The sequence below is a fragment of the Flagellimonas pacifica genome (assembly GCF_900215465.1).
GTDB classification, from domain to species: domain Bacteria; phylum Bacteroidota; class Bacteroidia; order Flavobacteriales; family Flavobacteriaceae; genus Flagellimonas; species Flagellimonas pacifica.
In genome coordinates, this window is record NZ_OBEH01000001.1 from 537,127 (window position 1) to 559,970 (window position 22,844).

Below are 22,844 nucleotides of genomic sequence, written 5' to 3' on the forward strand. Positions count from 1 at the left end.
TGGGTATGGAAAATACCAAATTTTATGACCAAGCTGTAAGTAATTTTTATAGTGATAAAGAAATAAATGGGTATCCTATAAGTTCATTGGACATCTATGCGCAGCACTTTGGTAGAGTATGTAAAAATCTACATGACATAAAAAATCTTAACGCTTTGGCTAAAAGGGAAAAGTGGAAAGGTAGTTTGCCTTTGCGTACGGAAATTCTGGACAAAGAACATATAGTAGTTGTTACCGATGCTGACTTGAATATTGTTTATGCCACCCAAAACATGCATCAAATGAACGGGTATATGCCAGATGAGGTTGTAGGCAAAAAACCGAATATGTTTCAGGGTGAAGCGACTTGTAGAAAAACAACTAAACTTGTTTCGCAAGCAATCAAGAACCGCAAACCTTTTGAGGTAACTTTAGTCAATTACAGAAAAAACGGAACCGTTTACAACTGTAAAATTAAAGGAGTTCCAGTTTTTGATATTACTGGAAAAGTTGTCAATTTTATAGCTTTTGAAAAAGAAGTTGCCTAACCCTAAATCCTATTAAAAGTTACAGGTTTCAATTTCTGTAACCCGTAGGGTGTTAACCATACCCTTATCCTTAATGGGCATAGCTGCTAGACTGATGAGCATATCGCCGACATCCAAAAATCCTTTTTTGCATGCAATTTGATTTACATCATCAATAGTTTCATCTGTTGAAACATATTTGTCATAGTAAAAGGCCTTAACCCCCCATAACAAGTTCAACTGCGTTAAAATCCTTGTGTTGGATGTAAATACAAGAATATGTGCACTGGGTCTCCATGCCGATATCTGAAAAGCTGTATATCCACTATTAGTAAGAGTAGAAATTGCTTTTGCTTGAATTTCATTGGCCATTGTTGCCGCGTGGTAGCAAACAGATTTGGTAATATATCTTTTGGTACGAATATGTGGAGGTGTTTGTGGAACGCTAATTAAGCTGGAACTTTCAACACTTTCCAAAATACTAGACATTTTTTCTATTACTTGAACAGGATAGTTTCCTACAGAGGTTTCACCAGAAAGCATCACTGCGTCTGCGCCGTCCATTACGGAATTGGCAACATCATTTACTTCTGCTCTAGTGGGTGTTAGGCTGGTAATCATTGTTTCCATCATTTGGGTAGCAATAATCACTGGAATTCTTGCTTTTTTGGCACGTAGCACTAACTTTTTTTGGATGAGTGGTACCTCATGGGCCGGAACTTCCACACCTAAATCTCCTCGGGCTACCATTAAACCGTCGCAGTAGGCTACAATCTTATCAATGTTTTCAACCGCTTCTGGCTTCTCAATTTTGGCAACAATAGGAATCTTATGTTCTGAGTGCTGATTGATTAAGTTCTGTAAATCAATGAGATCTTGGCTATGACGAACAAAAGAGAGTGCCATCCAATCCACTTCTTGACCTATGGCAAATATGGCATCCTTGATATCTTTTTCGGTCAGCGCCGGTAAAGAAATATCTGTATTGGGAAGGTTCACTCCTTTTTTTGATTTTAAAGGACCTCCTTGTATAACAACAGCTTTTACCTCATCTTTCCCATTGGTTGATTTTACCTCGAAAATCAATTTTCCATCATCCAATAAAATACGTTCTCCAGGTTTTACATCCTGCGGAAAACTTTGGTAGTTCATATATACCTTTTTGGCACTTCCTTCAAAAGGCTCTCCTGTTGCAAAAGCAATTTCATCTCCTGGAGCAACAACGGCTTCTCCGCCCATTACACCAACTCTAAGTTTTGGTCCTTGTAAATCTGCCAAAATAGAGGTGTTTACCCCTAACTCTTTATTTAGGTCCCGTATCATTTGAATGCGCTCAGCTACATCATCATGAGAGGCATGTGAGAAATTTATTCTAAAAACATCCACCCCTGCTTTCATCATTTTTGTTAAAACTTCCTTCTTACTGGTGGCTGGGCCCAAAGTGGCCACTATTTTTGTTTTCTTACTGGTTGGCATTGTTAAAAGATTAGGTTTCTTTTTGATTTTAAGGTTTGCGCATCTATTGGATATGCTGTAATAACCTTTGGTATTTTATTTATAGATTTAACTTGTTCCTCAAGGGTAATCGTATCCCCTGCATCCACTTTTAAAAAATAATCAACTTCCTTTTGTTCTTTAATCAAATGATCTGTTCTAAAAGAGGTGTTTTTTTCAAAAAGGCCATCAGAAGGGATATCCACTTCAACTGCACATTTATTGGAAATAAGTGTCCAATAGATATCGTTCATCTCATCATCCCATTCAAATACAGAAAAAGAAAGGTTTTGATCAAAAATCAAATCCTTCCCCAGCCTTTTTAGATACAGTCCACAATTGAAATTTATGGCATAACCTATGGCATAATCTTCCAAATTGCTATGTATTGCGATGAGCTGAAAGTCGTCATCATAAAAGTCTGCTGATATCTTATGTGTTGTCAACATGCTCCAAAAGCGAACTGTAAATATAGTCTTAATCCATTAGCCAGCCTAGTTGAAGTAGTACAATAGCCTTTTAAACATTACGAAAACGTTTGAGTTTACCTTAATTTAAAGTTATTGGTTTTCCATTTTGCTCTGTAGCGCAAAATAGGCTCTTCTTGATGCTTTTTCTTCGGCCTTCTTTTTGGAAGTGGCCCTCGCTTTGGCCAATATTTTATCCCCTATGGTAAGTTTAACAGCAAAGTGTTTTAATTCATCATTCCCTGTATCCTCGTAAACTTCATAATTAAATGATTTTTTTTGCTTTTGACACCATTCAATTACCAAGCTTTTATAACTAATGACCTTTCCTTCTAACTGCTCAATGTCCACATAGGGTTTAATCACTTTTTCATTGATGAATTTTTCGCAATGAGCATAGCCTCGGTCCAAATAAATGGCTCCCACCAATGCTTCAAACACATTGCCATGGATGTTCTCCCCAAAATGCGATTTTGGAATTCTACTCTCCACATAACGTAAAAGCTCCAAATCCTTGCCCAGTTCGTTCAAGTGTTTTCTGCTTACAATTTTAGAGCGCATTTTGGTTAGGTACCCTTCGTCTCCCTCAGGAACTTCGTTGTATAGGTGTTTTGAAATAATGGTGCCAAGCATGGCGTCTCCTAAGAATTCCAATCGTTCATAGTTCATGGGGTTGCCCTCAGCATCTCTTTTGTTCACCGAGCGGTGCAAGAATGCCTTTTTGTAAATAGCCAAACCTTTAGGTTTGAATCCCAGAATTGTTTTGATGCCCAAAAAAAAATCCCCATCCGATTTTGGATGGGAATTGAATATTTTGGAGGTTAATTTCATCTTTTACAAAACTATCCTATTTTTTTGAACAACACACATGCATTGTGTCCGCCAAAACCAAAAGTATTGCTCATGGCTACATTTACTTCACGTTTCTGAGCTTTATTCAACGTCAGGTTCAGTGATGGATCTATATTTTCATCAACTACGCTATGGTTTATGGTAGGTGGCACCAAACTGTGTTCCATTGCCAATATAGAGGCAATGGCCTCAATTGCTCCGGCAGCTCCTAACAAATGTCCGGTCATGGACTTTGTAGAGTTGATGTTAATATTGGTTGCATGCGCTCCAAACACCTTGGATATCGCTTTTAACTCAGCCACATCTCCAAGAGGAGTTGATGTTCCATGCGTATTTATAGCATCTATATCTTCTGGTTTAAGTCCAGCATTTTGCAAGCAATTTTCCATTACTTTGACCACTCCAATTCCTTCAGGATGAGGTGCTGTCATGTGGTGTGCATCACTAGAAAGTCCGCCACCTAGAACTTCTGCATATATTTTTGCCCCTCGGGCTTTGGCATGCTCGTATTCCTCAAGAATCAAAGCGCCTGCACCTTCCCCTAAAACAAAACCATCCCTGGTTGCATCAAAAGGTCTTGATGCTGATTCTGGGCTTTCATTTCTTGTTGATAGCGCATGCATTGCATTGAATCCACCCATTCCTGCAATGGTAACTGCTGCTTCGCTTCCTCCAGAAACAATAACATCGCAATGACCCAACCTTATATAATTAAGTGCATCTATCATTGCGTTAGCGGATGACGCACAGGCTGAAACTGTGGTATAATTGGGGCCCATAAATCCATGTTTTATGGAAATATTTCCTGGCGCAATATCTGCTATCATTTTAGGAATAAAGAATGGATTAAACCGAGGAGTTCCATCTCCTGCGGCATACCCCATCATTTCATTTTGGAAAGTTTCCAGACCTCCAATTCCAGCTCCCCAAACAACACCGACCCTAAATTTGTCGATTTTATCCAGATCTAACCCAGAATTTACTATTGCCTCATCGGAAGAAACCAAAGCATATTGCGCAAACCTGTCCAGTTTTCTGGCCTCTTTTCTATCAAAAAAGTCTTCAGGTTTATATCCTTTAAGTTCACAGGCAAACTTGGTCTTGAACTTTTCTGTATCAAAATACGTAATTGGAGCGCATCCACTTTTACCATTCTTTAGTCCTTCCCAATAAGCCTCCAAATTGTTACCAATAGGTGTAAGTGCACCCATTCCAGTAACCACTACTCGCTTTAACTGCATTGAACTATGTTTTTACCTTTAGAACCTAAATTAAAAAAAAATTATCCATGCGATGATCATCACATGGATAATTTAAAATCTTTAGTAAAATATCATAAATTTACTTCGCTTCTTCTATATAGCTAATGGCTTGACCAACAGTTGCAATGTTTTCTGCTTGATCATCTGGAATTTGAATATCAAATTCTTTCTCAAACTCCATGATAAGTTCAACAGTGTCCAAGGAATCCGCACCTAAATCGTTGGTAAAGCTTGCCTCAGCTACTACTTCATTTTCATCAACACCTAGTTTATCAACGATGATAGCCTTTACTCTTGATGCAATGTCTGACATAATTATATCGGTTTTAAAAATTTAATCGTTGGCAAAAATATAAAACTTTGGATTAAATACACCATTTGTCGATAAAATGTGCCTCAAATTAAACATCTTAGGCTCTAGTACACTACTTTAGCCTGATAAATTTAGTGAAATAACCATAGTAGTAGTCCCATAATGAAGCAAATAGTGATCTTGGCCTCCGGCAGTGGTTCAAATGCAGAAAATATTATTTCTTATTTCGGAGAAAGTAAGGTCATAAAGGTAGTAGCGGTTTTAACCAATAAAAAAAATGCCAAAGTGCTGGAACGATGTGAAAGATTAGAGATTCCGGCTTATTATTTTAATAAAATGGCATTTTCAGGGTCAGAAAGCCTTGTCCAAATGCTCCAAGGAATAAATCCGGATTTAATAGTTTTAGCCGGGTTTTTATGGAAAATTCCTTCTGCACTGATAAATGCCTTTCCAAACAGAATCATCAACATACATCCTGCGCTACTTCCAAAATATGGTGGAAAGGGAATGTATGGAATAAGGGTGCATCAAGCTGTAAAAGATAATTTAGAACCTGAAACCGGCATCACTATTCATTTTGTCAATGAAAATTATGATGAGGGTGCTGTTCTATTCCAAGCAAAAACAGAAGTGGTTCCTACGGATGATGCGAACACTATCGCCCAGAAGGTACATCAACTGGAATATGAGCATTTTCCAAAAGTGATAGAAAAATTGTTGCTAGAAGATGGCGAATAAGAAGAAGTTTTATGTGGTTTGGAAAGGCAAACGCCCAGGTATTTATGAATCTTGGGCCGATTGCAAAACACAAATAGAAGGTTTTAAAGGAGCCCAATACAAATCTTTTCCAGCTTTTGATCAAGCTAAAAAGGCCTTTAATGGCAATTATTTAGAATATAAAGGTAAATCCAAGGGTAAAAGTGAACTGTCCCCAGAAGAGCTTTTAAAAATTGGAGAACCCAACTACAATTCCATTTCTGTGGATGCCGCATCCAGCGGAAATCCAGGAAGAATGGAATACCAAGGCGTTGACACCAAAACCAAGAAACCTCTTTTTAAACAAGGCCCTTTTAATCAAGGCACTAACAATATTGGTGAGTTTTTAGCACTTGTGCACGGTTTGGCATTTTTAAAACAGAAGAAAAGCAATCGGGTTATTTATTCCGATTCTAGGATTGCCATTGGCTGGGTACGAAAGAAGAAATGTGGCACCAAACTGAAGAAAAATGTTAAAAACGCTGTAGTTTTTGAGTTGATTGAACGTGCAGAGGATTGGTTGAACAAAAATTCATACAACACCCCAATTGTAAAATGGGAGACAAAGGCATGGGGAGAAATCCCTGCCGACTTTGGAAGAAAATAACCCCCCCCTAAACCCTATTTTCTCATCTTTATCTTAAAAACAGTTGCCTTTAATGCAAATGGATTGGCTAAAGTGTATATTTGCAGCAAATTTCAGGAATGGGCAAATTGTTGATTGTTGGGAGTGTCGCTTTTGACGATATTGAGACACCTTTTGGCAAGAGCGATAAAATATTGGGCGGAGCGGGAACTTTTATAGGCTTGGCCGCTTCACAATTTAAAGTACAATCATCTGTGGTATCCGTTGTGGGCGAAGATTTTCCACAAAGCTATCTTGATATATTCACCGACCATAATATTGATATCTCAGGAATAGATGTTGTAAAAGGCGGAAAAACTTTCTACTGGAAAGGAAAATACCATAACGACCTAAATTCCAGGGACACCTTGATTACAGAGCTTAATACCATGGCAGATTTCAATCCAGTTGTTCCAGACAACTTTAAGGATGCCGATGTGGTCATGTTGGGCAATCTTCACCCAAGCATACAGTTGGGTGTAATTGATCAAATGGAAAAACGACCAAAACTCATTATAGCGGACACTATGAATTTTTGGATGAACAACACATGGGATGAGTTGATGGAAGTGGTTAAACGGATTGATGTAATCACCATAAATGATGAAGAAGCACGACAAATGACCAATGAATATTCGCTGGTAAAAGCCGCTGCTAAAATTCAAGAAATAGGACCAAAATATGTGGTCATAAAAAAAGGAGAGCACGGAGCACTTTTGTTTCATGAAGAGCATATTTTCTTTGCGCCCGCCTTACCTTTGGAAGAGGTTTTTGACCCAACAGGTGCAGGAGATACTTTTGCAGGAGGGTTTGCAGGTCATTTGGCCGAGACTAAGAATATTTCTTTTGAAAGTATGAAGAATGCAATTATACACGGTTCCAATCTTGCTTCTTTTTGTGTTGAACGATTTGGCACAGAACGAATGCTCAACCTGAAAAGGCATGAGATTGATAGCCGCCTATTACAGTTTAAAGAATTGACACAGTTCAATATTGAATTAACATAAATACACGCCCTGAAAAATTTCGGGGCTTTTTTTATTTTGGTTTGTTATGAGTGATGCGATTAAGCACGAATGCGGAATATCAATGATCCGTTTGCTTAAACCCTTAGAGTATTACAAAGAAAAGTACGGTACAGCTTTTTATGGAGTGAACAAAATGTACCTTATGATGGAAAAACAGCACAATAGAGGACAGGATGGTGCTGGTTTTGCAAGTATAAAACTGGACATGAATGCCGGGGAGCGCTACATGAGTAGGGTACGTTCCGCACAACAGCAACCCATTCAGGATATCTTTGCCCAAATCAACGACAGGATCAATACTGCTATTGAGCAAAACCCTGAATATGAAAACGATGTCGCCCTTCAAAAAAAGAACATTCCGTATATAGGGGAATTATTGATGGGCCATGTTAGATATGGAACCTTTGGGAAAAACAGCATCGAAAGTGTTCATCCATTTCTACGTCAGAATAATTGGATGCACCGTAACCTTATTGTTGCAGGTAATTTCAACCTAACAAATGTCAACGAGCTTTTCAATAATCTGGTAGAATTGGGACAACACCCCAAAGAGTTGGCAGATACCGTTACCGTAATGGAAAAAATCGGCCATTTTTTGGACGATGCAGTAGCCAAACTCTACAAGCAGATAAAAAAGGAGGGGCATAATAAAAGGGAAGCATCCCCTTTAATTGCAGAGCGATTGAATGTTGCCAAAATATTGAGAAAAGCTTCCAAGAATTGGGATGGTGGATATACCATGGGAGGCCTTTTAGGACATGGCGATGGATTTGTGGTAAGAGATCCAGCGGGAATCAGACCTGCATATTTTTATAAAGATGATGAAATTGTGGTAGTGGCATCAGAGCGACCAGTTATCCAAACCGTATTCAATGTTCCTTATGAAAATGTTCATGAATTAGACCCAGGACATGCCCTCATCATAAAGAAAAGCGGCACCACCCGCATTGAGCAAATCAAAGAACCAGTTGAGCGAAAGGCCTGCTCCTTTGAACGCATTTATTTTTCAAGGGGAAGTGACAAGGAAATCTACCAAGAAAGAAAGATGCTTGGAAAATTAGTATTCCCTCAAATTTTAAAATCTATTGATGACGATTTGAGCAATACTGTTTTTTCATACATTCCCAATACAGCCGAAACTTCCTTCTTTGGAATGGTGAAAGAGGCTCAGAATTATCTTAACAAAAGAAAGGAGGAGCAAATTCTAGCTCTTGGACCAAATATTACTGGAGAAGAACTCCATAGAATTTTGGCCGTAAGACCTCGTATTGAAAAAGTAGCCATTAAGGACGCCAAGTTACGTACGTTCATTACCCAAGATAGTAGCAGGGACGATTTAGTGGCCCATGTCTATGACATCTCTTATGGTTCTGTGAAGAAAAATGACAACCTTGTTATTATTGATGACAGTATAGTGAGAGGAACAACCTTAAAAAAGAGTATCCTTAAAATTCTAGATAGGTTATCCCCTAAGAAAATCATAGTAGTCTCCTCCGCCCCACAGATTAGATATCCAGATTGTTATGGTATTGACATGGCCAAGCTGGAAGACTTTGTCGCCTTTAAAGCTGCACAGGCCCTACACGAAGACCATGGAACCACACATAAGATAAAAGAGATTTATGAAAAGTGTTTGACCCAGACAGAATCAAAGGATAAAGAGGTGGTGAATTACGTTCAGGAGTTTTATGCTCCGTTCACTGCTGATCAAATCTCTAAAAAGATTGCAGAAATACTCAGTCCCGAAGGAATAAATGCAGAGGTGGACATTATTTACCAAACTATTGAAAACCTACATGAGGCATGTCCTAAAAACTTAGGCGATTGGTATTTCACCGGCAACTATCCCACTCCAGGCGGAAATAGAGTGGTAAACAAGGCTTTCATCAACTTTTATGAAGGAAAGAACGAAAGAGCTTATTGATTAAGCTTGCATAAATTAAAGTTAATCCGTGCATTTCATCGATGAAATACGCAGATTGTCGTGTTTTTGTACATTAGGCAAATGTCGAACCTACTTTAGTATTGCCATAGCATAAGTAGGTTAAGTTCATGGTAAGATTTGGGGCAAAAAAGGTGGAAGCTATTCCACCTTTTTTATTTTACGGTAATCCAAGTTTCTCTTCACGTAATCCTTTTCCTTAACAATAGTACTCCCTGCCGACAAGGTTGGCAATTCAACCAAATAAAAGGGGTTTCGTCTAAAAGCTTTTTCAATAAGGGTCGCCTTGGCTTACATTTGGAGGACCATAGCATAAGTAGGTTAAGTTCATGGTAAGATTTGGGGAAAGAAGGCGGAGTATTCTCCGCCTTCTTTATGTTTGAACCTCAAGGATTTATCAAATTTTCCATCCAAAACCTCTTCAGTTTTTTCTTCAAAACACAAAAATTTCCTCAAAAACTTTTGTTATTTCTCACAATACCAGTAATTTAGTTTTGCCATAGCATAAGTAGGTTAAGTTTATGGTAAGATTTGGGACGAAAAGGGTGAGGGCTTCCTCACCCTTTTCTATTGTAGCCTGTCAAGACAATAAAAAAGGGGTGCCGCTGAGCGGCACCCCTTTTTTAAGCAGATGTTTTCTACCTATTTATTTGACTTGTAATTTTCAGAAACTTTATCCCAATTGATTACATTGAAGAATGCAGATACATAGTCTGGTCTTCTGTTTTGGTAATTCAGATAATAGGCGTGCTCCCAAACATCCAATCCAAGGATAGGATGCCCTCCACAATCTATTCCAGGCATTATTGGATTGTCTTGATTGGCAGTTGAGCAAATTTCAAGTTTTCCTCCTTTGTGAACGCAAAGCCATGCCCAACCAGATCCAAATCGAGTTCCCGCAGCTGCACCGAACTTCTCTTTAAATGCATCAAAAGAACCAAAAGCATCATCAATGGCAGTAGCTAGATCTCCACTAGGCGTGCCTCCGCCATTTGGCGACATTACTTCCCAAAAGAGGGCATGGTTATAAAATCCGCCACCGTTATTTCGTACTGCACCATTGGTCATGTCCAAATTGGATAAAATATCCAAAATATCTTTCCCTTCTAAATCTGTTCCCGCTATGGCACCATTCAATTTTGTGGTGTATCCATTATGATGCTTTGTATGGTGTATTTCCATAGTTCTTGCATCTATATGTGGCTCCAAAGCATCATATGCATAGGGTAAATTAGGTAATTCAAAAGCCATAATTATTTTGTTTTTAAGTTAATAATGATAACTGTAAAAATACGATTTTAAGACTTATTTTTAATGCATTTGCTAGTTAAGTTCATGTTCGTAATCCGTAATTTGCAGTAAAAACATTTTTGGAAGTTTCCAATTTCGAAATATACAGTGCTTCAGCAGGTTCTGGCAAAACATATTCTTTGGCCAAAGAATACCTTAAATTATTACTTGCCAATAATTCCCCTTTGAAGTTTCGCCAAATTCTGGCCATTACTTTTACCAACAAGGCCGTGGGCGAAATGAAAGCCCGAATTCTTGACAACCTTTACGCTTTTGGTGCTCCCAAGGATCCAGAGAACCAAAGCACCTTATTCAAGGAGATTTGTCATGATCTTTTAATGAGCCCAGAAGAATTGCAACAACAAGCAAAACTTGTGCTAAAAAGAATTTTGCACAACTATTCTTTTTTTGAGATTTCCACCATTGACAAGTTCAACCATAAAATCATAAAAACATTTGCAAGGGACCTCCAGCTTTCCCAAAGTTTTGAAGTTGAACTGGACACCGAAATATTGCTAGAAGAAGCCGTAGGCAGATTATTAGAACGGGCGGGGAACGATCAAGAACTCACCGAAGTCCTTTTGGCTTTTTCACTTGAAAAAATTGATGAAGACAAAAGCTGGAACATTTCCTATGATCTGGTGGAAATTGGGAAATTGCTCTTTCAGGAGAACCATTCGTCCTCTATTGAAGCGTTACAATCAAAATCACTCCATGATTTTAAAGAAATCCAGCAGAAAATTACATCACAGTTAAAATCAATTGAAGCTTCAGTCATTGAAGAAGCGCAAAAAATCCTTGTGGAAATGGACAATCAAGGATTTGCCCCTTCTGATTTTCCAAGACAGACCTTGCCCAATCATTTTAAAAAAATAGTTGCTGGAGAGTTTAAAACAAAAACACTTTACAACAACAAACTAGAACAAAATCTTTTAGAAGGAAAAATTCTAAAAGCTACAGACAAAAGAGATGCATCCCATTTGGCAAGTTTGGTTTTGGAAGCTTTTCTACTGATCAAAAAGAAGCTGTACAGGCGAAGCTATCTTAAAAACATTTATGGAAACATTGTCCCTTTGACCGTGTTGAATGAAATCGCCAAAGAAATAAAAAACATAGAAAACGAAAAGGATATTATTCCCATTTCATCCCTGAACTCTTTACTGTCCAAAGAAATTAAAGACCAACCCGTTCCTTTTATTTATGAGCGAATGGGTGAAAAATATCGGCATTATTTTATTGATGAGTTTCAAGACACCTCTCAAATGCAATGGGAAAATTTGATTCCATTGATCGGCAACGCCCTTGAAAGCGAAAACGAAAGAAAAGAATTGGGCTCCTTATTTATTGTTGGCGATGTAAAACAAGCCATTTACCGATGGCGGGGTGGCAAGGTAGAACAGTTCCTAGATCTTTTAAACAGAAAATCGCACCCTTTTGTGGTCCGGCCCACGATTAAAACATTGGACACCAATTGGAGAAGTTACAGTGAAATTATCCAATTCAACAATGACTTTTTTACCAAAATTGGCCCATTCCTAAAACCTGAAGATCATAAAACCCTCTTTTTGGAAGGTTGTAACCAAAAACCCAATAACCGAATAGGGGGCTACATACAATTATCCTTTTTGGACAAGGAAATTATAAACAAAGAAGAAGCATACTGCCATCAGGTTTTGGAGATAATCAATGAGGTCTCATCCAAAAAATACGCGTATTCCGACATCTGTATTTTGGTGCGCGACAATAAAAAAGGAATGCTTCTTGCAAATTTCCTATCCCAAAAGCAAATTCCCATTGTGTCTTCAGATTCACTACTGTTGGGCAACAATGAGACCGTAATTTTCTTGATTTCGATTTTAAAGGTTCTTGAAAACACCAATGATAAAGAGTCCATTTACACCATTCTTAGCTTTTTAGCCAAAGATGATGGTGAAAAACATGATTTTATAGCATCTTATATAAATAACATAGAGGAGTTGCTTGCCAAAGGGTATGACTTTCACCTTCAAAATCAAAAAGGCAGATCGGTCCTAGCAATTTTAGAGAATACCATTATCCATTTTAATCTCAACACCAATGCTGCAGCTTACCTCAACTTTTTAATGGATGAAGCTTTAACTGTTGAGAAAAAAGACAGTGCGGGCATATATTCCTTTTTGAAGCATTGGGAGTTAAAAAAAGGAATCCTTTCCATTGCTGCTCCGGATAATGTAAATGCGGTAAAAATCATGACCATCCACAAAGCAAAAGGGCTTGAGTTTCCCATTGTGATCTTTCCTTTTGCCAATTCCATTATTGATGATAAACGAAAGAAAAAGAAATCCTGGGTGCCCGATACGCCTTCAGAACCTGATTTAGGATTAGATGAATTCCTCATCAACACCAATTCAGAAATGTTGGAGTACAACGATAGCGCCGCTGCAGCATATGCTGATGAAGTAGTTAAAACGGAATTGGATGCCATAAACATTCTGTACGTAGCCTTAACCAGAGCAGAAAAGGGTCTGTACATTATTTCTGAAACTGGAAAACCAATAACCACATTGGCCAATGCCAATTCATACTCAGATTTGTTTCAATACTTTTTGCTAGAAAAAGGCCTTCAAGAAAACGACCAAGGTGTCTATACTTTTGGTGATTTGGATGAAAATCGCACTCCTTTAACCATAAAAGCGGATGAACAACAGTACATTCAGTATATCACAAGAGATAAAAAGGATAAGGATTTTACTATTTCCTCAAGATCCAGTGGATTATGGGATGATGAAAAAAGAGATGCGATAGAAATGGGCAATCTGATTCATTTTGCCTTAAGTCATATCAGAACAGCAGACAATGTCCCCAAAGTTCTTGAAGAACTTGAACTTCTAGGACGTATTCCAAAGGATGCTTCGCAGTATGTCAAAGAAAAAGTGCTGAGTGTTGTCAACCATCCCCAATTGATCCAATATTTTTCCAGTGGATATGAAATCTTAAATGAACAGGAAATTTTAACTGTAAATGGTGCATCTTTGCGCCCTGATCGGATAGTAATATTCGATAATGAAGCTATAATAATTGACTATAAAACCGGAAAACCATCACCATCCCATAAAGAGCAGATAATGCAATACGCCACGGTTCTAAAAGAAATGGGTTATAAAATAAAACATTCCATAATTATATATATTGATCAAAAAATAAATCTCATTTTTCTTTAAACAAAAACTATGTACGGCAAAATAAAAGAACACCTGACCAATGAACTGGACACTATAAAGGAAGCAGGGTTGTTTAAAAAAGAACGCATTATTACTTCTCCACAAGATGCGGTTATTAAAATATCAACCGGGCAAGAAGTCATCAATTTTTGTGCGAACAATTATTTGGGACTTTCTTCCCATCCAGATGTGATTCAAGCGGCAAAAGATGCATTGGATTCCCACGGTTTTGGAATGTCTTCGGTTCGATTTATATGTGGCACCCAGGATATTCATAAAGAATTGGAACAAAAAATAGCCGATTTTTACGGTACGGAAGACACTATTTTATATGCTGCAGCCTTTGATGCCAATGGTGGGGTTTTTGAACCTTTATTGACCGCTGAAGATGCCATAATCTCCGATTCGTTGAACCATGCATCCATTATTGATGGGGTTCGTTTGTGCAAAGCCAAAAGATACCGATATGCCAATAATGACATGTCCGACCTTGAGACCCAATTAAAACAAAGCCAAGAAGATGGTGCCCGATTCAAGATCATTGTCACCGATGGCGTTTTTTCTATGGATGGCTTATTGGCTCCGCTAGATAAAATCTGTGATTTGGCCGATAAATATGACGCTCTTGTTATGATTGATGAATGTCATTCGGCAGGATTTATTGGTGAAACCGGAAGAGGTACCCTGGAGGAAAAAGGGGTTATGGACAGGATTGATATCATAACAGGAACCTTGGGCAAGGCACTGGGAGGAGCCATGGGCGGATACACCACAGGCAAAAAGGAGATTATTGAAATCCTTCGCCAAAGATCCCGGCCTTATTTATTTTCCAATTCTTTGGCACCTGCCATTGTTGGAGCCTCCATAAAGGTTTTTGAAATGTTGGATAAGGATACTTCTTTAAGGGATAAGCTCCAAAAGAACACAGAATACTTTAAAGAAGGAATGAAAAAAGCTGGTTTTGATATTGTTGATGGCGATTCTGCCATTGTACCGGTAATGTTATATGACGCCAAGCTATCCCAGCAAATGGCAGACATGCTATTGGAAAAAGGTATTTACGTCATTGGTTTCTTCTATCCCGTTGTTCCCAAAGGAAAGGCGAGAATTCGTGTACAGTTGTCTGCAGCACATGAAAAGCACCATCTTGACCAAGCAATAAATGCATTCATTGAAGTGGGAAAAGCACTTAAAATCGTTGAAATGCAGTAAAACTTCTATGTAATGCAGTAAAAAAAAAGAAAAATTGATTTTGTTAATAAGTCTTAACAACTTACATTTGCTGCTGATAAACACTTAAACTTAAAATTTTGAGCATGAAACATCTTAGCAAATTATTGGTTGTTGCACTAGTCTTTTTGGGTGCGAACAACATACAAGCGCAAGACGAGAATAATCCATGGCAGATTAGTTTTGGAGTAAACGCAATTGACGCTTACCCAACTAACGATGAAAACAACGCATTTTCAAGTACTACATTATTTGATGAGTACTTCAACGTTTCTGATCACTGGAACATCTTGCCTTCTGTTTCCTATGTAGGCGTATCCAAATATATTGGAGATGGTTTTTCAGTAGGTGCTAGAGGTTCTTTAAATAGAATTGAAAAAATTGGAGAACAAACAGTAGATGATTTGTCTCACTACGCTATAGATGGTACTATTAAGTACAACTTCCTAAAGAACACTACAATAGATCCTTTTGTTGAGATTGGTGGTGGTTATACTTGGGTTGATGAAATCGGAGCTGGTACCGCTAACGGTGGTATAGGTGTAAACTTCTGGTTTTCTGAAAACATTGGTCTTACTTTACAAACACAGTACAAGCATGCCTTTGAAGATTACTTGGTTAAGCATTTCCAACACATGGCTGGTATTAGCATCAAATTTGGTGGTACAGATACCGATGGTGACGGAATCTATGACAAAGACGATGCTTGTCCAGAAGTTGCTGGCCTTGAAGCTTTCAACGGTTGTCCTGATGCTGATGGTGATGGTATCGAAGACAGCAAAGATAGCTGCCCTAACGAAGCTGGTTCTAAAGAAATGAACGGTTGTCCTGATGCTGACGGTGACGGAATTGCTGATAAAGACGATGCTTGTCCAAACGAAGCTGGTCTTGCTGCACTAGCAGGTTGTCCTGATGCTGATGGTGACGGTGTTGCTGATAAAGATGATCAGTGTCCAAACGAAGCTGGTCCTGCTGAAAACAACGGATGCCCTTGGCCAGATGCTGACGGTGACGGTGTTCTTGACAAAGATGATCAGTGTCCACAAGTTGCTGGAACAGTAGCTAACAACGGTTGTCCAGAAGTAACTGAAGAAGTTCAAAAGCAATTGAACGACTATGCAAGAACTATCTTGTTTGATACTGGTAGATCTTCTATCAAAGCAGAATCTACTTCTGTAATGGTTGATATCATCCAAATCTTGAACGAGTATCCTAACGCTAAATTTACTGTTGAAGGTCACACTGACAGCGTAGGTAGTGGAAAATTGAACCAGTCACTTTCTGAGAAGAGAGCTAATGCTGTTAGAGATTTCTTGGTTGACAAAGGAATTTCTGCTAGCAGATTGACAGCTATTGGTTATGGTGAAGACAAACCAATTGCTACCAACAACACAAGAGCTGGTAGAAAGCAAAACAGAAGAGTTGAAATCAACTTGGTAAAATAATAAGAAAACAATCGTTTTCTTTTCAGAAAAGGCCCTGCAATTGCAGGGCCTTTTTTATTTTTAATACATGCAGCAAAGTTTTCTTGAATACGTTTTGGATGACCTACAGAAAAAAAATGTTCCCATTGGGTCATGTATCTATGTTCTTCCCAGTAAACGTTCTGGAACATTCTTAAAAAAGCATATTTCAAATCAGTTCAACAAAAACATCTTTAGCCCAGAAATCATTTCCATTGAAGATTTTGTGGCACAAATTGCAGGTATTACCACTGCCCCCACAATTGACCTCCTTCTTGAACTCTATGGGGTATACCTAAATTCTGCGGTTGAAGTACACGATGACTTTCTAACCTTTCTAAAATGGGGGCAAACATTGTTGCAGGATTTTAATGAAATTGACAGATACCTTATCCCAGCAAAAGATATTCTCAATTATCTATCCGCTATCAAAGAGTTGAATCATTGGTCTCTAAAAAAGGACAAGACCAATCTGGTAGAAAACTATCTATTGTTCTGGAACCACCTTGAATCTCTCTACAGTAAATTTTCTGAAAATCTATTAGCCAAACAGAAAGGCTATCAAGGATTGGTCTACAGAACTGCGGTAGACAAACTGGAGGGCTATAAACAAAACACCACAAATAAACCCATTATTTTTATCGGGTTCAACGCCCTAAATACTGCCGAGTCAAACATAATACAATCCTTTTTAGAGCAATCCGATAATCACATCTACTGGGATATTGATTCTTGTTTTTTAAACGACCCTGTTCATGATGCGGGATTGTTTATTAGAAATTACAAACAGGAATGGTCATATTACCGCACAAGAAATATTCTTGGCGTCCACAATAGCTATTCATCAAAAAAAAGCATTTCTGTAACTGGTGTCCCAAAAAGTATCTCTCAAGCCAAATATGTTGGAAAAATATTGCAGGATATTCATTCCTCTTCTAATAACGGAATCCAAAATACAGCTCTTGTTTTAGCAGACGAATCCTTGCTTGATCCTATTCTTCAAGTGATACCCTCCGCTATACATGAGGTAAACATTACCATGGGATTGCCTCTGAACAAAACTGTACTTTATTCTTTTTTTCTATCCTTTCTGGAACTAAGTATTTCCAGGACCAAAAAAGGATGGTTTTATAAGGATGCTCTTAAATTTATTACAAACCCATACAGTATAACCGTTTCTTCGTCAGAAAAAAACAATCCTGCCAATGTCATTGCCAAAGACATCAAAGAGCGTAATTGGATTTACCTCACACCAAGCAACCTGTCAAACTATTCTTCCTCATCCTATTTAGATGCCATATTTCCAAATAAAAGCCCATCACCTCTTCAGTGGATTGAAAATTCCTTGTCGCTTGTTCAAATGCTAAAAGACATTTTTCAGCAGGAAAACAATGTAATGGAATTGGAATATTTATATCGGTTCTATACCCTGTTCAATCAATTAAAACAGCATGTAAGCACACTTGATTTTATCACTGATTTAAAATCAATAAAGAGTTTTTTTAAACAACTTGCCTCAACAGAAGCGTTGGATTTTATTGGGGAACCACTCTCGGGCCTTCAAATTATGGGAATGTTGGAGAGTAGAAACCTAGACTTTGAAACTGTAATATTAACCTCTGTGAATGAAGGTATCCTTCCTTCTGGAAAATCCAACAATTCCTTTATCCCTTTTGATATTAAAAGAGAATACGGCCTTCCTACCTATAAAGAAAAGGATGCTATTTACACCTATCATTTTTATAGACTGATACAACGAGCCAAGAATGTATACCTGGTTTATAATACGGAAACAGATGTGCTGGAAGGAGGCGAAAAAAGCAGATTGATATCCCAATTGCTTACAGATGAAAGTATTTCGGATTGTATTACACATACTATTGCCTCTCCAGAAGTTAAAATTAACCCTTTGCCCACAGAAACAATTGTCAAGACCCCATTATTACTTCAAAACATCAAAAAGGTAGCCGGCAGCGGATTTTCACCAACATCGTTAAGTAATTATATCAGAAATCCTATTGAATTTTACAAAAAAAATATTCTTAAAATCCGTGATCTTGATGAAGTAGAGGAGAATATTGCAGCCAACACTTTTGGAACCATTGTACATGACAGTTTGGAGCAATTGTACCAACCCCTTATTGGCCAAATCTTGAATCTGGAACACCTTACTTCATTAGATTCTGAGATTCCTAAAGTTGTCAAAATTCATTTTGAAAAGAATTTGTCAGGTATTGATATCACAAAAGGAAAATTTCTTTTGGTATATAGTGTAATCGTAAAATACCTGCACAACTTTATTAATAAGGAAAAGGAGCAACTCTCCAAACATGAAATAAAGATTCTGAAACTGGAAGAAAAATATGAAATTGCATTGAATGTCCCTGGTCTGGATTTCCCCATAAAACTCAAAGGAACTTTAGACAGAGTGGACGAAGTTGATGGTGTTATAAGAATAGTGGACTACAAAACAGGAAGGGTTGAACCCAGAAATGTTAAAATCACTGAATGGGAAGAACTGATTTCAAATTATGATAAAAGCAAAGCCTTCCAACTCTTATGTTATTCTTATATGTATTCCAAAAAACATGGACTCCACAACCACCTTCAAGCTGGAATCTATTCTTTCAAAAACTTGAATCAAGGTTTCTTGTCCTTTTCATTCAACGGAAACACAATAACAACAGAAACCTTGAAAACTTTTGAAACTTCCCTCCATCAGCTAATTCATGAAATCTGTAATCCAGACATCCCGTTTGTTGAAAAAGAAATTTGAATTATTTTAGGTCAGGTCTTGTGGGGCGCACCTCTATTTTACTAGGTAATGTGCGCGGATGCATCTGCAACAAATCCATCACTAGCTTTCCAATATCTTCAGCTTGGATTTTCCAAGCATCCTTTTCAGAAGGATCATTGCCATTAAAATGGGTAGCTACAGAACCAGGCATAATAGTCGTCACTTTTATGTTGTATTTCCGCAAATCCAACATAGCTGCTTGGGTAAACCCAACCACGCCAAACTTGGTTGCATTGTAACCTGCTCCTTGCGCAAAAAAATTGGTGCCCGCCAAACTGGCCAAGGTCATATAATATCCCTCAGATTTTTTTAAAGCTTCTACACAAGCTTTTAGTGTGTGGAACACTCCATTCAAATTGGTGTTGATCATTTGGTGCCATTTACTTTCTTCCATCTCATCAATTGGTGCAAAATGACCCACTCCAGCATTGGCCAACACCAAGTCCACTTGTCCCCATTTATTCAATATCTGTTTTATCGCTTTCTCTTCATCACTTAATATAGATACATCAGAACATATGCCAAGAACATTTTTATTATCATCAAGTGCTTTAATTGCTGCCTCTACTCCTTCTTTATTTCGTCCACTAATGGCAACCTTCATGCCTTGATCAAGCAAACATTGAGCTACCCCAAATCCAATACCTTTGGTTCCGCCAGTGACATAAGCAACCTTACCATTCAATTTCATGCTATAATTGTTTTTATTAATATATAAACATTATTAAGACGATTAAATTTATGCTATTTGCCTTGCACCTACCTAAAATATATTCAAAATCTAAGCAATAATAATATTGATAACAGCAAAATAACCTCTTGTCCATTGAATATTACCAGTCTAAATTGGTCAAATAGTTATATTGAAGCAATTTACAATCTCAGAATGAGGTCTTTATCTTAAAAAAATCTTGATGAAACTTTATGTTATATGGCCATTTATACTATTGATGGTTTTTTTTACGGGTTGCCAAACAAAAGAAACGCACTTGTATATTGGCAAGAATTTAAACGATCCAGATAAAATATCTTTTAACAGTGTACAAGAAGGCCTAACCAAAGCGAAACAAATCTACCAGAGCAACAAGAATTCCAAGGTCATTATGCATCTTTTGGAGGGAAATCACTATTTAGATTCTTCTTTAAAGATTACCTCAGAGCTTAACGGATTACAAATCTTGGGACCAAAAAATGGTGTTGCGGTCATAAAGGGTTCTCGAAAATTATCTTTGAACTGGGAGAAATATTCAGATAGTATATGGATGGCCAAGGTTTCGGGCAATACCATGTTTGATCAATTGTTTGTAAATGGCAAAAAGCAAATTTTGGCCAGATACCCCAATTACAATGAAAATGGTGGACACTGGCAAGGGCATGCCTCGGACGCCATAGCTCCTGAACGTATTAAAACCTGGTCTCAACCTATTGGAGCAATAGTTCATGCGATGCACGCAGGTGAATGGGGAGGTTTTCATTATATGATTTCTAAAATTGACGAAAACGGAGAAGCGGTATTGCAAGGAGGGCACCAAAACAACCGAAAAAGTGCCGGGATTCATGATACATATAGAATGGTAGAAAACGTGTTCGAGGAATTGGACGCTCCACGAGAATGGTTTTTGAACAGTGAAACCCAAATTCTTTATTACTGGCCAGAAGAAGGGGTAAAACCACAAAACACGATTATGGAAGGGGTCCATTTAAAACATCTGATTACCATAAAAGGTGACCAGGAAACACCCGTAAAAGATGTTTTGATTAAAGACCTGAAATTTGAACATGCCCAAAGAACCATAAATGAAGACTATGAACCACTATTGCGCAGTGATTGGACCATTTACAGGGGTGGAGCGGTATTCATTCAAGATTCAGAAAATGTTACGATCAAAGATTGTGAATTTTCCAATTTAGGAGGAAATGTTCTTTTTGTTAGCAATTATAACCAACAAACCCATCTAATAGGGAATCATATCCATGATTGTGGGGCATCTGGTATTAGCTTTGTTGGAAACCCTTCCGCCGTGCGCTCCCCCGCTTTTCAATACCGGGAATTTGTTCCTTTTAATGAATTGGACACCGTAAAAGGACCAGCAAACAATTCTTATCCCAAAGAAGGTTTAGTAGACAACAACCTTATATACAGAACTGGAAGACTTGAAAAACAAACTGCTGGGGTACAGATTTCCATGGCAATGAATATTACCGTAAGCAATAACAGTATTTATGATGTTCCAAGAGCTGGAATAAACATTAGTGAAGGTACTTGGGGAGGTCATCTGATTTCGTATAATGACGTGTTCAACACTGTATTGGAATCTGGTGACCATGGATCTTTTAATTCTTGGGGAAGAGACCGTTTTTGGCACCCCAACAGAGCAATTATGGACAAAATGGTCTTGGAAAATCCTGAAATGCCCCTTTGGGACGCCATTCACACCACAGTTATCAAAAACAATAGATTTAGATGTGATCATGGATGGGATATTGATCTGGATGATGGTTCGTCCAACTATAAAATCTACAATAACTTATGCTTGAATGGAGGTCTGAAATTGCGAGAAGGTTTTTACAGAACTGTTGAGAACAACATTATGATCAACAATGGGTTTCACCCTCATGTATGGTTCAAAAACAGTGGTGATGTGTTCCGTAAAAACATAGTCCTTACAGACCACAAGGATATTCGATTGCAATCATGGGGCAAAGAAGTAGACTACAATCTTTTTCCTGATGAAGAAGCCCTTATAGATGCACAAAAAAACAACGTAGATACTAATAGCTTTTTTGGGAACCCAAAATTTATGAACCCGGAAAAAGGCAATTATACAATTGCGGAAGATTCACCTGCACTTACCCTTGGTTTTAAAAACTTTTCTATGGATAGTTTTGGGGTTAAAAAACCATCTCTACGCAAATTGGCAAAAACTCCTGAATTTCCTGTGCTCTGGTCCATTTCCGGCACTAAAAAAACAAAAGGCACCTCACTTGTTTGGCTTGGCGGACATCTTAAAAATATTGAAACCCTTGCAGAAAGGTCTGCCTCCGGGCTCAATAAAACTTCTGGAATACTAATAACCGAAATTGATACACAAAGTGTCCTTGCCCTCTCCCAGTTGGAAAGTGGAGATGTTATTGTAGGCGGAGAAGGCGCAGAGATAAATACCATAAAAGATTTAATGAAGCTATATCAGGAGCATGGCTGGAAAGGACATCTAAGTCTTCAAGTCTATAGAAACCAGAAAAAAAACGACTTCAGGGTAAAATTAAAAAAATAGAAGACCCTACAATTGACCTGTAAGTCAAAAGAAAAACCATTGTGCTTGCATTAGTTTTATGGTACAGGTCAGACCTATGAACAATCCTTTTCAAACACCAACACTTAAAGCCCCTCTGGTCCGTTAGCATTTCCATTTCGTAATGTTCATTCAAGGTTTAGTTGTAGAGGTTGTCTTAGCGTAATATTTTGAGGTCCATTTTCCCTGCTATTGTTGAAAAAAATACTATTTTTGATACTATCACAGTATATCATAGTTAATATATTTGTTTTTAATCATAAACAATAGCGAATTGATAAGCAGCATATTAACTAAGCATAGCTTATAAGTTCGTAGAAAATTTC

17 protein-coding genes are annotated in these 22,844 nt (G+C 37.9%); 10 read left to right on the forward strand and 7 right to left on the reverse strand.

Translation table 11 applies throughout. From position 1 onward, the window contains the following. Positions 1–5: 5 nt before the first annotated feature. Positions 6–527 (forward strand): PAS domain-containing protein, encoded by a 522-nt coding sequence (locus CRO15_RS02440; RefSeq protein WP_097044184.1) that lies wholly within the window; start codon positions 6–8, stop codon positions 525–527. Positions 528–539: 12 nt separating this feature from the next. Here CRO15_RS02440 and pyk read toward each other — a convergent pair whose 3' ends face one another. From pyk to CRO15_RS02465, 5 genes are all read right to left on the reverse strand, one after another. Then, complete coding sequence (pyk, locus tag CRO15_RS02445) at positions 540–1,982, reverse strand: pyruvate kinase (protein ID WP_097044185.1); 1,443 nt, start codon at positions 1,980–1,982, stop codon at positions 540–542. 2 nt (positions 1,983–1,984) lie between these two features. Continuing rightward, positions 1,985–2,449, reverse strand: a complete 465-nt coding sequence (locus CRO15_RS02450; RefSeq protein WP_097044186.1) for an IPExxxVDY family protein — start codon at positions 2,447–2,449, stop codon at positions 1,985–1,987. 111 nt (positions 2,450–2,560) lie between these two features. Next, complete coding sequence (gene rnc / locus CRO15_RS02455) at positions 2,561–3,298, reverse strand: ribonuclease III (RefSeq protein ID WP_097044187.1); 738 nt, start codon at positions 3,296–3,298, stop codon at positions 2,561–2,563. Positions 3,299–3,309: 11 nt separating this feature from the next. Further along, the gene (fabF, locus tag CRO15_RS02460; RefSeq protein WP_097044188.1) at positions 3,310–4,560 is read right to left on the reverse strand and encodes a beta-ketoacyl-ACP synthase II; all 1,251 of its coding nucleotides are present in this window, start codon (positions 4,558–4,560) and stop codon (positions 3,310–3,312) included. Between the two features lie 100 nt (positions 4,561–4,660). Next, on the reverse strand, positions 4,661–4,894 hold the full coding sequence (locus CRO15_RS02465; protein WP_009778413.1) for an acyl carrier protein: 234 nt from the start codon (positions 4,892–4,894) through the stop codon (positions 4,661–4,663). Between the two features lie 162 nt (positions 4,895–5,056). Between CRO15_RS02465 and purN the strand changes: the two genes are divergently transcribed. From purN to CRO15_RS02485, 4 genes are all read left to right on the forward strand, one after another. Further along, complete coding sequence (gene purN / locus CRO15_RS02470) at positions 5,057–5,632, forward strand: phosphoribosylglycinamide formyltransferase (RefSeq protein ID WP_097044189.1); 576 nt, start codon at positions 5,057–5,059, stop codon at positions 5,630–5,632. Next, positions 5,622–6,257: a ribonuclease H1 domain-containing protein gene (locus tag CRO15_RS02475; protein ID WP_097044190.1), complete on the forward strand. Its 636-nt coding sequence runs from the start codon at positions 5,622–5,624 to the stop codon at positions 6,255–6,257. The genes purN and CRO15_RS02475 overlap by 11 nt, the downstream gene beginning before the upstream one ends. Before the next feature lie 98 nt (positions 6,258–6,355). Next, positions 6,356–7,282, forward strand: coding sequence for a PfkB family carbohydrate kinase (locus CRO15_RS02480; protein WP_097044191.1), 927 nt, complete (start codon positions 6,356–6,358; stop codon positions 7,280–7,282). 46 nt (positions 7,283–7,328) lie between these two features. Further along, the gene (locus CRO15_RS02485; protein WP_097044192.1) at positions 7,329–9,227 is read left to right on the forward strand and encodes an amidophosphoribosyltransferase; all 1,899 of its coding nucleotides are present in this window, start codon (positions 7,329–7,331) and stop codon (positions 9,225–9,227) included. Positions 9,228–9,887: 660 nt separating this feature from the next. Here the strand turns inward: CRO15_RS02485 and CRO15_RS02490 are convergent. Beyond that, entirely contained in the window at positions 9,888–10,496 is a 609-nt protein-coding gene (locus tag CRO15_RS02490) for a superoxide dismutase (RefSeq protein ID WP_097044193.1), read from the reverse strand. A gap of 119 nt (positions 10,497–10,615) precedes the next feature. On the opposite strand from CRO15_RS02490, the gene CRO15_RS02495 reads away from it, so the two are divergent. The 4 genes from CRO15_RS02495 (at position 10,616) to CRO15_RS02510 (ending at position 19,204) form a co-directional block, all read left to right on the forward strand. Continuing rightward, a complete protein-coding gene (locus CRO15_RS02495) occupies positions 10,616–13,735 on the forward strand; it encodes a UvrD-helicase domain-containing protein (protein WP_097044194.1) in 3,120 nt (1,039 codons plus the stop codon). Positions 13,736–13,744: 9 nt separating this feature from the next. Continuing rightward, a complete protein-coding gene (kbl, locus tag CRO15_RS02500; RefSeq protein ID WP_097044195.1) occupies positions 13,745–14,947 on the forward strand; it encodes a glycine C-acetyltransferase in 1,203 nt (400 codons plus the stop codon). 104 nt (positions 14,948–15,051) lie between these two features. Further along, positions 15,052–16,410 carry an OmpA family protein gene (locus CRO15_RS02505; protein WP_097044196.1) on the forward strand — a complete coding sequence of 453 codons (1,359 nt, stop codon included), beginning with the start codon at positions 15,052–15,054 and terminating at the stop codon, positions 16,408–16,410. Between the two features lie 67 nt (positions 16,411–16,477). Beyond that, the gene (locus tag CRO15_RS02510) at positions 16,478–19,204 is read left to right on the forward strand and encodes a PD-(D/E)XK nuclease family protein (RefSeq protein ID WP_097044197.1); all 2,727 of its coding nucleotides are present in this window, start codon (positions 16,478–16,480) and stop codon (positions 19,202–19,204) included. Position 19,205: 1 nt separating this feature from the next. On the opposite strand, the gene CRO15_RS02515 is transcribed toward CRO15_RS02510, so the two are convergent. Continuing rightward, positions 19,206–19,916 carry an SDR family oxidoreductase gene (locus CRO15_RS02515; RefSeq protein WP_097044198.1) on the reverse strand — a complete coding sequence of 237 codons (711 nt, stop codon included), beginning with the start codon at positions 19,914–19,916 and terminating at the stop codon, positions 19,206–19,208. A gap of 223 nt (positions 19,917–20,139) precedes the next feature. On the opposite strand from CRO15_RS02515, the gene CRO15_RS02520 reads away from it, so the two are divergent. After that, the gene (locus CRO15_RS02520; protein WP_097044199.1) at positions 20,140–22,500 is read left to right on the forward strand and encodes a PDZ domain-containing protein; all 2,361 of its coding nucleotides are present in this window, start codon (positions 20,140–20,142) and stop codon (positions 22,498–22,500) included. Positions 22,501–22,844: the final 344 nt, after the last annotated feature.